The organism is Legionella feeleii (genome assembly GCF_001467625.1).
GTDB classification, from domain to species: Bacteria; Pseudomonadota; Gammaproteobacteria; order Legionellales; family Legionellaceae; genus Tatlockia; species Tatlockia feeleii.
Genome location: NZ_LNYB01000081.1, coordinates 267,297 through 278,493, shown reverse-complemented (window position 1 = coordinate 278,493; position 11,197 = coordinate 267,297). Strand labels below are relative to the sequence as shown.

Sequence of the window (11,197 nt, the reverse complement as noted above, 5' to 3'; positions counted from 1 at the left end):
CTCTACTCACTTGGGTATGGATGGTTAAACCTAATTGAGCAGGTTGTTTTGAGAGTGAATACCTTGATTACGCTACGCTGCATCAAGGCTGCGTTCCGTGCTACCGGAGCAAGCATGGGTAGCCTTGATGGAGCGTAGCGTAATCAAGGTTTATAGGTTCAGTAATCGTATCATTACACATGCTCTACTCACTTGGGTATGGATGGTTAAACCTAATTGAGCAGGTTGTTTTGAGAGTGAATACCTTGATTACGCTACGCTGCATCAAGGCTACGTTTCGTGCTACCGGAGCAATCATGGGTAGCCTTGATGGAGCGGAGCGTAATCAAGGTTTATAGGTTCAGTAATCGTATCATTACACATGCTCTACTCACTTGGGTATGGATGGTTAAACCCAATTGAGCAGGTTGTTTTGGAGAGTGAATACCTTGATTACGCTACGCTCCATCAAGGCTACTAGCTTTAACTAACATTAGTTAATTTGATCTAAATTTCTGTCTTCCCCACGTAGGCGGGAAACGAAATTCCAACCAAATCCACAAGCAATTTGAGAAATAGATTTCCGCTTTCGCGGAAATGACACCCGTCTTGTTTTGCGAAGCTGTAACCGGTTTTTCTCGGATTACAGCTTCACTTAATTTTGGCTAAGGGTTTTTCCCTGGCGATGCCAGTCCGTTATGATCAAATTTAATGGTGCAGGCATAACGGCAGGCTGCCTCGCGGGGAACATTTTTTCCATGTTTTGTGATATCAGCATTGGTGTAGCGGCAAAGAATGCTCGTACCTTGTCGATACAAATGACCAGCGGCGCCTTCTTCATGAACTTTGGGGCCTGTCAGCGAATTATAGATAAGCTTGGCTTGTTTCCCCTGAATCTCCAGGCTGCTAGCGGCCTGGCTATTGAAAGCAAAACAAGCTCCCAGAATCAAAAAGGGGAGGGGTAGATAGGATTTCATACTTTGCTCCTTGCGTAAGTATTCACATGCAGTTATAGCACATTGATTAAAAATGAGCCAATTACTGCTGGTTATCCAATCGTTGACGCACGAGAGTTTCTTAGTCCTCAGTGCTTTTCTTGTCTTGAGGGGTTTTTGCAGTGTCAGTTTTATTTATTAAAGTTTCTTTTCTGGCTAACTCGGTTTTCAACTCTTTGTAGCGGGCACTTAGCTCAGTGATCACTTTTTTAGGTTGTGCCTGCTCAATTTTGCTAACCAAATCATCGATTGCCTGCTTTAGATTATTAAGCCTTGTGGCCAAGGTTGGTAAAGGTTTCAGTTGATATTTTTCTGTCAGCTGCTTATAAAGCGCTTTTTTGGCTTCTAAAAAGGCAAAAATTTCATGTAATTTTTTGGTGCGTGCCTCAATGTCATGCTCCAGTTCTTCTAAAGCGATGTGTGCCTTAGAAATGCGTTTTTTGCGCTCATTAACTTCATTTTGCTGCAATAATTTTTCATAAGCATGGCTTTTTTGATTTTGCTGGTTAAAAAAAGACTTAGGCATTTTGACCCTCCCAAAACATCCTATGCGGTTACAATCTTCAATCCTGTATAAAATAGGATGGTTGTCTTTCTAAGTTTAGCACGAGCTATTGCATGATAATGCTAATTTGGAAATTAAGATTTATTCAGTATCTTGATATTACTACAAGCGTCAATAACCTCATAAATTTTTTTGTGGAAGGGTGTACTTCACCTTATGAGGATTCCTTGGCAGTTTGTGAATCATATTATAGGCCATACTGGGATGATTGGCCTAATTCATTTATATAATTCTTCAGAGCTTTGCTGCAGGTGAAAAAGAATCCCCATCTTCTTCAACAAACTCATATTTTTGAGTCATTCCAGGGTTACTATTTAAGATTAAAGCTTCCTTTAGGGCCAGCTGGGCTTTCAATTCCTCATAACGGGAACTTAAATCTGCAATAACTTTTTCTGGTTGGGATGCCTCAAGCTTGCTAAGTAAATCACCAATCGCTTGCCCTAATTTATTAATTCTTAAAGCCAGACTGGCAGTGGGCGTTTGCTGATATTGTTCGGTTAATTGCTGGTAGAGGGCTTGTTTGCCGTCCAGGAAATTGAAAACGCCTTGAAGTTTTTCGCAGCGTTTATCAATGTCTTGCTTCAGTTGCTGCAAGGCTTGATGTGCTTGACGCAGGCGTGTCATAAGCGCATCGATTTCATTTTGCTGTTGCAATTTCCCGTAAACAGGGAGTCCATTCTGATTAAAAAACAAATTAGACATTGTTAAATTTACCTATTTCCATTATTGACTGTAAATTTGTGTACCTTCATTGGATGGAATTACAATTCCATCTTCTTTTCCTTGAACAACAACACCCACATCCTTCCGTGAATAAGTATCAACAGTTGGTTGTATGCTTACGTTGTCAACCAGGAGAGTAGCTTTTGGCAATAGAGAACTATCTCCATGCACTACCTCTTCTACAAGTTCTCCAACCATGCCAAAGTCTTGAGAATCGTCATGTTCTTGGCTAACTATTTCTTCATTACTGGTATGACTTATTTGTCGGACTTGTAAAGCGTCTTGGGCTTCTTTTGCATCCATTGCCAGGAAAGCTTCTCTATTTCTTTGCTCAAAGTTTGCCTGGAAGTCGTCCTCAATTTCTTTAGTACGCTTTGAGGTATTGACTTGATAAGCGGATAATTGGTGTTCATTATTAGCTATCTTGGCAGTACTGGCAACACCGACAACAGCCGCACCAGCGAATGCAAGGTAGTTTTTTACGCCTTCCAGGAGTAATCCGAAAGGAGCCAAAACACCTGTAGCCATGAATGCCAAATTTACCAGCGTCACCAAAACCAGGAAACCTAAAAAGAGACTGCCTGCATTTCTTCGCACAAAAGATTGTTGGGCTGCCAATTCTAAAGCAGGGTTTTTGATAGCTAGAAGAGCTTGTTCGTGTAATTTCTTCTGCTGCTCGAAATGCTTTTCCCTGGTCTGGAATACCTTATTGCGACCTATATTTATAAGGTGCATTTCATTAAGATGTGTATTTAGCTCTTCTAGCCTTTCAACATTTACCCGGCCGTCTTCAAGAATAGTATCAGCAAACAAAGCGGCAACGCTTTCGGATTTCAAAAATGCCAAAAATTCCTGGGCGACAGTGCCACTTTCTACTAATTCTTTTTGCTTATCTGCAGAGTCGTGTTTAATAAGTTCTGCGGTGGAGAGAAACAAAACGTCTCTATCCTCAGGGTTACCAACGGTGTTTCGTATTGTACAAGCAACCCAGAGAGAGGGATCTTCTATGCAATAAGAAAGAGAAACACCACAGAGTATCCCCTCATCATTGTAGTAGGCCAAATCGACTTTCTTCGTATTAGCATAGTATTTTGTGAATTGCTCTTCTTCTTTTCTCCCCGTACCTTCTTTAACAAGGTCTGGGTCTGCCATAAAAACACCAAAAAGAAAATGATAAAGCCCGGCAGTTATGTTGCCTTGCGCAAAATCATAGCTAGGAGTATTGACCCAGTCTCGTACAAAATTATCGCCTGTTTTACCATTAGTAGGAAGAAAAGGGGTTCTTGATAAATCTTTAAAGATATTGCCTACATTCTCTAGGTAGCTCGATTGTTTGAGAGTTTCTTCTACCGGATAACGTGTTTTACCCGAGGCCATGCGTGTTGGTGGCAAATATTTGCTGGAAAATGCAGCGGTCACTACCTCGCGATGATTTCCAGTAATTTTTCTTACTTGTGGCATGATGGTTTCCTGCTTTCATTTTGCATAATGAATTTATTGTAACAAATAAACCTTATGAAAAGATTATGAGATATGAAGTAAGAAGACACAGCTTACAACGACAATGGACAGATTATATACATTTCTTTCTTGATTGTCTATTTCTGGTTCTTAAACTTGAAGTCACTACAGGTAACCTAATTCAGCTTGTAATCTGATATCGAAAGAAATGTTTTGCAATAACCCCTGGGGGAGTTTTTTAAACACAGGGTAACAATTATTGATGGATTGTTTAAGTGTTTAATTCTTGTAGCGAGCTCGGGAGAAATTGTTGTTGATAAAGTGCTTTTTCTTGTCTGGTAAAGAGAAAAAATCCCTTGTAATTTTCACGGTGAGATTCAATGTCTTTCCAGCGAACATGTATACGTGATTAATATTGATTAATGCGCGCATTGCGGCGCGCATTAATTGGCATCTCCATTAGACTGTGAATGTGGTTTGGTCAGTGTTTGTTGGATCAACAACCTCTTTTTTGGTACTTGGGTTGACCACTACTACAGGGGAATGGACTGGCTTAGGTTCATTTATACCACCGACAATTTTTTCCGCGTTCACGACTTCATCTCCAGGTTTTACAACCTGGCGCAACTCCGCGTCTACCTCTTCAAAACCTCTTAGATCATGATCAGAGCCACTGTCGCTTAGCCGGCGTTCATCGACTACAACATGTTCTTGAACTACATCGTGCTCTTGAACTACATCGTGCTCTTGAACTACATCGTGCTCTTGAACTACATCGTGCTCTTGAACTACAACGTGTTCTTGAACTACTTCAACTGCAGGGAGCTTGCTCAAATTCTTTTCATAAAGAGTATGAGGTTTTTCGGGATCTTGCCGGGTACCGAGAGCAAAAATACCTAAACCAACCGCTGCAGCGGCAAGGCCTGCCCCTAAAGTTGCTGTTCCAGTCGCTACACCAACACCCATTGCCGCTAACCAGGTACCGACCGCCTGAGATACGCCCGGGATTGGTGTGAAAGCCAGTACAATACCGGCGGCAAATAAGAGGAAACCGAAAATTTTTGCAGCCATTGAGGTTTTGTTCCCTTCTTTGGTTGCCTTAGCCCAGGTTTCCATTCTTGCCATACGGGCTTCTTGAGCTGCTTCACCAATGAAAGGTTTAGCATTACTTGGTTTAGCTCTAACTAAAGCGACATAATCCGTGCCCTGCTCAGCAGCAATCATCTGCTGAAGTTGCAAAGGGGAGATTTTAACCGTTGCCCAGTTATATTTTTCCTTTGTGCTTAACGGTGTCTTACCTGCTTCTATTTGCTCTTCACGCAAAGCTTTTGAATCAATTTTTTTCTGTAAGAAAGGAGATAGCTCACCAGCTGCTCCCGTCTTACTGTGTGATTCGCCTGTTCTCACATTGTGTTTGCCTGGAGGCTTGCCTCAACACCAACCATCACTATATTGGTATCTTGGTGTAAATACATGTGTCCCCATTCTCCAGATTCATTAGGAGTATTGCCGAAGCTATCCGTTGCTCCTTCCCAATTAGGGACTTTTCCACCAATTGCTAAATTAATTCCAGAATGTTTAGAGGCGCCTACAAGAGCACGAAATGCATCTGAAATAGCTCCTAATAGACCGGATTTAGCCTCAGCTGGGCTGCCATTAGCATCAGTACCCCCGGCGCGGTGGGTAGCAAAAGCTCGGGGAGTCGCCCGATTATTGGTTATAAAAGCAAAAAATTGTTGCTGTTCTTCTGGCGATAACCCGCTGACATCAAAATTAACTCTACCGCCATGAGAGAGGTATTCACCAATTGGGTAAGCGTCGTCTGGTACTTGGCCATTAACTGTTAACTCGCCTGTTTTTATCGCTAATAAAACACGGCCTAATGCTTTACTATTTTCACTGGGATTACGTAAAGTGTCCTCTAATAATGTAAGGCCATCCCGTTGGGGTTGTCCTGCTGCCCTGACGGCTGCTTCCATAACCTCCTTTGATTTACCATAAGCAATTAGCTCTTCTTCGGTAGTCTCTGGATGGGCTTTTTTATATTGGAGAAGTAAGTGAGCCAGCTCTTTGGTTACATTTACATATACTGGATCAAGCCAAGCTTCAGCATCATGATCATAAAAAGCCTCACCTTTAGTAAAGTAAGTTATCAAATCAGAGTCTTTGATATTTTCATGGCAAAGATTAGTGAGTGCCTCATAGAGTGTGAGATTTTCGTTTTCTGCTTTAAGCAATTCTAATCGCTGACGTAGAAGTGCGCCCCTCATTTCTCCTCGTCCAGGCGGACGATTCGAAAAAGCAAGGCCTTCTTCAGCACCTTTGCGCTTGATGAGAAATTTTGCTCTTACTTGCTCATTCTCCTCATCTTCGGCGGGTAAAACAAATTCCATGTCTTTTAGTTGCAAGCCTTTCATAAAAGCCACATCAATTTCTTCGACTTTTCTGTCTAAAATAGTGCTTCCCTGGTCTTCTACTTTTGCAGCCCAAAAGCTTGAGACCGCAGATGCGAGAATAGGCCAAAAGTCACGGTCTTTTAATGGATTGTTAGGCATTGTCTTACCCTACCTTAATTTGATTTATATAACTTAGTAAAAGTATATCGTAAGTACCTTATGGAAAAATTAAGAGTTATTTTTTGTGAATACATCTTATTTCTTCCGCTTTCTAGATCTCTATACTTATAACTACCTGGTTGGTGTACTTTCTACAGACCTGGCTTCATTTCTGCGTCGAGGTCGACGCTAAGAGCTGCCAGCTCTCTTATAGTTAATAAGGCTTCTTTTCTGCCTAATTCTAATTGCAATGCTTCATAACTGGCGCTTAAGTCGGCTATTACTTTTTCTGGTTGCGTTGTTTCTATATTAGCCAGCATCTCTTCAATGGCTTTTTGAAGCTTTTGAATGCGGCCTGCCAGAGAAGGTGAAGGTTGACTTTGATAACGCGCTATTAATTGTTCATAAAGCGCTTGTTTCTGATCCAGGAATTCATAGATCCCTTGCAATTTTTGGCAACGGTTATCAATATCTTGTTTGAGTCGCTTTAAAGCCTGATGTGCTTCGTTTATACGTGCTTTGTATAGGGTAATTTCATTTTGCAGCTGTTTACCTGTATACACTGGTCTTTGAACATCTTTCCCAAAAAAATTTGACATCTTCTATTTACCTCAATCAGAGCCTTAGAGGGTCATTCCAACGGAATGGAATGGACAGATTATATACATTTTTTTGAAGGGTGTCTATTTAGCACTCAAAATACAGGAGTCACCACAGGCATTGGCCTGTGGTGAAAGTGGCCTAACGCTTGGCGACTGCCAGGCCTTTTAAGATAGTGAGTGCAGCATACAATTGATAATCTTCGTGAAGCAAGGTTTGATCATCTTTTGCTGATTCATTCGTTTTACTTTGTTCGCCCTTTTCATCCTTGTTCAGTAAATGACCGCTCAGATCGGCTTCACTGAAACCGGCAAAACCACCTGCTTTCGGGTCAGCTTTGGGTACAGCGATCTCCTCGACCACGATGTCAGGTGTAATACCTTTGGCCTGAATGGAGGTTCCAGAAGGCGTATAATACAACGCGGTGGTCAATTTGATCCCTCGTTTGTCATCAAGAGGGAGCACTGTTTGTACCGAGCCTTTACCAAAACTTTGTGTACCGAGAATAATAGCGCGTTTGTTATCTTTCAGTGCACCGGCAACAATTTCTGAGGCAGATGCAGAACCATTATTGATGAGTACCACTAATGGTGCATTGTTCAAGATATCACCAGGATTAGCCAGGGCAGTAAATTTTGAGCCAGGGAGACGGCCTTGGGTGTAAACGATGAGTTCAGGTTTACCGGCCTTGCTTGTATCAAGGAAAGCATCCGAGACTTGGATTGCTGAGTCCAACAGCCCGCCTGGGTTATTACGTAAATCCAGAATAAGGCCTTTAAGTTTCCCGCCAGACTGTTGTTTTAACTGGCTGATGGCTTTTTCCATATCTTCGCCAGTCATCGCCTGGAATTGGGTTAGGCGTACATAACCATAGCCATCGTCCAGTAATTTGCTTTTTACGCTCTTGATCAGAATTTTTTCACGTACCAGTGAAAAATTGAGTGGTTTATTCTCACCTTTACGTAAAATAGTTAAATCCAGGGTAGTACCTTCCTTGCCCCGCATTAATTCAACCGCTTCTTTTAAGCTGATTCCTTGCACCGATTGGTTCCCCAATTTAATGATATAGTCACCGGCTTTAATACCTGCTTTGAATGCGGGGGTGTCGACCAAAGGAGTGACAACTTTTACTACACCATCCTCCATCGTCACTTCAATGCCCAGGCCGCCAAATTCACCACTGGTTGAGGTTTGTAATTCTTTAAAGGCATCCTCATCCAGGTAAGTTGAGTGGGGATCCAGGCCACTGAGCATGCCCCGTATGGCATTATCAAACAGTTCCTTATCATCGACAGGTTTAACATAATATTTTTTAATTTGACCGATGGCATTGGAAAACCGTTGCACATCTTCCATAGGAATTCGTTTGGTGCTGGTATCTTCGGCAGTATAAGCTTGTAGTGGAAAAAGAAGGCTTGTGCTGACCCATACTGTGATCGCACCAAAATAAAGGCGTTTGTTGTGCATACTGTTCTCCTTTGGTAAGTTTGGCGCTGTATGCGTCATCTTCCGGTATCACTGTACATTGCAATATAAGTGCCAGACGATTATCAAGACAACCACTCGAGTGGCGGAATCGCTTTTCCACGCTGCCTTACTTCAAAGTATAGACCGTTTTGTTTTAATCCTCCGCTATGGCCTACAGTAGCAATTTGTTCACCTTGTAACACAGTCGCCCCTTTGTGTTTAAAGAGAGATTGATTGTGGGCATAAAGGGTCATAAAGCCTTGACCATGGTCCAGAATTAATAAAAGTCCGTAACCATTGAGCCAATCACTAAATACGACTTTGCCTGGATAAACGGCAGTAACAGGGGTCCCTTCTCCGGCAAAAAATGTCACTCCCTGGTTCATTTTTTGCAAAGATTGCCTTCCGACTTGAACAGGGCGTGGCAATTTTCGCCTCATTTGCGTGAATGGTCTTTTAGCTTGAGTCACACTTTGTAGAGCCAGGGTTTTAAGTAGACGGGACAAATTTTCTTTATTGCGTTCATACTCTGACAAAGTATGTTCCTTGGTTTCAATTTCGTTGTCGAGTGATTGAATAACGGCGGTATGATATTGCTTATCTTGCTCTAATTGCTGCTGATGGCTATGAAGCTGGTGTTGTAAATGTTGTTGTTCAGTGAGCTCATTTTTAAGCTTGTTATGGTCTTGGGTAATATCCTTCTTTGTCGTATCAATCTGATCGATAATGTGTTGGCGTGATTGAACCAAATATTGGTAAAAAGTTAACAACCTGCTGATTGTATAAGGATCATCCTGATTTACAAGCCATTTAAGAGGTTGATATTCACCCATTTTATATCTTGTGCGCACATGCTGCGCGAGTAATTGCTGTTGTGCTGCCAGTTGTTGATTGAGTTCATTAATATGTTGTTGCAAAAGACTAATTTTGCGTTGCTTGGAATTCATATCTTGCTGGATAAGACGCAATTTGCGTATGCCATCACTGATTTGTTTTTCAGTGCCGGCCAGTTCCTGATTAAGTACCCCACGCTTGTCCTGAACGGAGGCCAGAGTCTGTTTCAGGGTGTTGATTTGCTGGTCTAACCGTTTTAATTTCGTTTTAGCCTGGGTGAGCGAAGCATTTTCAGCCCAGCATGCCTCTGTCAGAAAAGGCAATGAAAGTATTGTTAACCAAAGGATTGAGGCAATTGAAGTCAATAAACGGTTTTTAATTTGCAAAATCATAATTTTTTACCAAGAGTGCGTGACCAGTCATTTCATGGGGTTGAGTAATACCAAGTAAGGCCAGAATAGTGGGCGCTACATCAATTAAACTGCCTTTGGACTGATTAAACTGCCAATCTCCTCCTACATAAAGTAAAGGAACGGGTTCGCAGGTATGTGCTGTATGTGCCTGTTGTGTGGTTTCATCAAACATTGCTTCAGCATTGCCATGGTCGGCGGTGATTAATAAAGCACCGCCGGTTTCTGTTAGAGCTTGCCACACATCATGCATGCATTGATCGAGGCATTCAACCGCTTTGACAGCGGCATTAAAGTCGCCACTGTGTCCTACCATGTCAGCATTCGCATAATTACAGATAATGACATCATAGGCCTCACTGCGAATTGCATCTATTAAAGCCCGAGTCAGTTCCGGTGCACTCATTTCCGGCAATAAATCGTAAGTAGCGACTGACGGGGAAGGAATAAGAATTCTATCTTCATTGCGAAATACTTGTTCTGAACCCCCATTAAAAAAGAATGTGACATGGGCATATTTTTCGGTTTCAGCAATGCGTAGTTGACTTAAGCCATTGTTGGCGATGACCTCTCCCAACGTGTTATTTAAGGTTATTGGAGGGAAGGCTATTTCAGTCGCCAAATTTTTTGCATAGTGAGTCATGCTTACAAAATGAGCAAGTGTCGGGCGAGTTGAGCGAATAAAACCATTAAATTCTTCATCAAGAAACGCTTGGGTTAATTGGCGAGCCCGATCAGCGCGAAAATTAAAAAATAGGACTGAATCACCGTCTTCAATCATTTTCCCTGCACCAATCAGTGTAGGAGGAATAAATTCATCGTATTTTTTTTCCTCGTAAAAGGTCGTTATAGCGGTTTCAGCTCGCTGAAATTGATAGTTAGATTTTGCTTCAGTTAATAAACGATAAACCGGCGCAACCCGTTCCCAGCGCTTATCGCGATCCATGGCAAAATACCGCCCTGAAAGGGAACATATTGTAGCGACAGGGTATCGTTCTAAATGCTGGTTGAGCCTATCCAGGCTTTGCAAGGCACTTTTGGGTGGTGTATCGCGACCATCCAGAAATAAATGGAGGCATACATTACTAAACTTTAATTGATGGCAGAGAGCCAGAAAAGCGAAGAGGTGATTTTCATGGCTATGCACACCACCTGGTGAAAGAAGCCCCATGACATGCAAGGTTTTATTCTTTTTTTGCATATCCTCGATGAGATTAGTAAGGACGGGGTTTTTAGCAAATTCACCACGACTGATTGCTTCGTTAATGCGAGTAAAGTCCTGATAAATAATTCGGCCGGCGCCAATGTGCATATGACCAACCTCAGAATTGCCCATTTGTTCATCTGGCAGACCAACCTGGTGACCTGAGGCATCGAGGAGAATATGCGGGCGGGATTGCCACCATTCATCCCATTGGGGGGTATTGGCTGCAGCAATAGCATTATGTGCCGTATTTTCTTGGTAACCCCAACCATCCAGGATCATCAGGACGAGTGGCTTAATCTTTTGCATCAAAAAATCTCAATGGAGTAAAACCCGATTATATACTGGTTTTCACTTCTAAGCAGGATGGCCCTGTAAAAAGTAACGAGGCGTTTCCGAAGACG

10 protein-coding genes are annotated in these 11,197 nt (G+C 42.2%); all 10 read right to left on the bottom strand.

Annotation, left to right across the window (positions count from 1 at the left end; translation table 11 throughout):
• Positions 1 to 644: 644 nt before the first annotated feature.
• Complete coding sequence (locus tag Lfee_RS11115; RefSeq protein ID WP_058446790.1) at positions 645 to 956, bottom strand: hypothetical protein; 312 nt, start codon at positions 954 to 956, stop codon at positions 645 to 647.
• Positions 957 to 1,056: 100 nt separating this feature from the next.
• A complete protein-coding gene (locus Lfee_RS11110; protein ID WP_058446788.1) occupies positions 1,057 to 1,500 on the bottom strand; it encodes a hypothetical protein in 444 nt (147 codons plus the stop codon).
• A 273-nt stretch (positions 1,501 to 1,773) separates the two neighbouring features.
• On the bottom strand, positions 1,774 to 2,241 hold the full coding sequence (locus tag Lfee_RS11105; protein ID WP_058446786.1) for a hypothetical protein: 468 nt from the start codon (positions 2,239 to 2,241) through the stop codon (positions 1,774 to 1,776).
• Between the two features lie 21 nt (positions 2,242 to 2,262).
• Positions 2,263 to 3,723 (bottom strand): hypothetical protein, encoded by a 1,461-nt coding sequence (locus tag Lfee_RS11100; protein ID WP_058446784.1) that lies wholly within the window; start codon positions 3,721 to 3,723, stop codon positions 2,263 to 2,265.
• A 459-nt stretch (positions 3,724 to 4,182) separates the two neighbouring features.
• Positions 4,183 to 5,130, bottom strand: coding sequence for a hypothetical protein (locus Lfee_RS11095; RefSeq protein ID WP_058446782.1), 948 nt, complete (start codon positions 5,128 to 5,130; stop codon positions 4,183 to 4,185).
• A complete protein-coding gene (locus tag Lfee_RS11090; RefSeq protein WP_058446780.1) occupies positions 5,127 to 6,278 on the bottom strand; it encodes a hypothetical protein in 1,152 nt (383 codons plus the stop codon). The genes Lfee_RS11095 and Lfee_RS11090 overlap by 4 nt, the downstream gene beginning before the upstream one ends.
• A gap of 152 nt (positions 6,279 to 6,430) precedes the next feature.
• Positions 6,431 to 6,877: a hypothetical protein gene (locus Lfee_RS11085; protein ID WP_058446778.1), complete on the bottom strand. Its 447-nt coding sequence runs from the start codon at positions 6,875 to 6,877 to the stop codon at positions 6,431 to 6,433.
• A gap of 142 nt (positions 6,878 to 7,019) precedes the next feature.
• Positions 7,020 to 8,345 carry a S41 family peptidase gene (locus Lfee_RS11080; RefSeq protein ID WP_058446777.1) on the bottom strand — a complete coding sequence of 442 codons (1,326 nt, stop codon included), beginning with the start codon at positions 8,343 to 8,345 and terminating at the stop codon, positions 7,020 to 7,022.
• An 83-nt stretch (positions 8,346 to 8,428) separates the two neighbouring features.
• The gene (locus Lfee_RS11075; protein ID WP_082646635.1) at positions 8,429 to 9,571 is read right to left on the bottom strand and encodes a murein hydrolase activator EnvC family protein; all 1,143 of its coding nucleotides are present in this window, start codon (positions 9,569 to 9,571) and stop codon (positions 8,429 to 8,431) included.
• On the bottom strand, positions 9,555 to 11,102 hold the full coding sequence (gene gpmI / locus Lfee_RS11070; RefSeq protein ID WP_058446776.1) for a 2,3-bisphosphoglycerate-independent phosphoglycerate mutase: 1,548 nt from the start codon (positions 11,100 to 11,102) through the stop codon (positions 9,555 to 9,557). The genes Lfee_RS11075 and gpmI overlap by 17 nt, the downstream gene beginning before the upstream one ends.
• Positions 11,103 to 11,197: the final 95 nt, after the last annotated feature.

What these genes read in the sequence shown, in the direction of transcription:
- Lfee_RS11100 (WP_058446784.1), bottom strand. Translation starts at nt 3,723, where the DNA reads ATGCCACAAGTAAGAAAAATTACTGGAAATCATCGCGAGGTAGTGACC.
- Lfee_RS11110 (WP_058446788.1), bottom strand. Translation starts at nt 1,500, where the DNA reads ATGCCTAAGTCTTTTTTTAACCAGCAAAATCAAAAAAGCCATGCTTAT.
- Lfee_RS11090 (WP_058446780.1), bottom strand. Translation starts at nt 6,278, where the DNA reads ATGCCTAACAATCCATTAAAAGACCGTGACTTTTGGCCTATTCTCGCA.
- Lfee_RS11080 (WP_058446777.1), bottom strand. Translation starts at nt 8,345, where the DNA reads ATGCACAACAAACGCCTTTATTTTGGTGCGATCACAGTATGGGTCAGC.
- Lfee_RS11075 (WP_082646635.1), bottom strand. Translation starts at nt 9,571, where the DNA reads ATGATTTTGCAAATTAAAAACCGTTTATTGACTTCAATTGCCTCAATC.
- gpmI (WP_058446776.1), bottom strand. Translation starts at nt 11,102, where the DNA reads ATGCAAAAGATTAAGCCACTCGTCCTGATGATCCTGGATGGTTGGGGT.
- Lfee_RS11085 (WP_058446778.1), bottom strand. Translation starts at nt 6,877, where the DNA reads ATGTCAAATTTTTTTGGGAAAGATGTTCAAAGACCAGTGTATACAGGT.
- Lfee_RS11115 (WP_058446790.1), bottom strand. Translation starts at nt 956, where the DNA reads ATGAAATCCTATCTACCCCTCCCCTTTTTGATTCTGGGAGCTTGTTTT.
- Lfee_RS11105 (WP_058446786.1), bottom strand. Translation starts at nt 2,241, where the DNA reads ATGTCTAATTTGTTTTTTAATCAGAATGGACTCCCTGTTTACGGGAAA.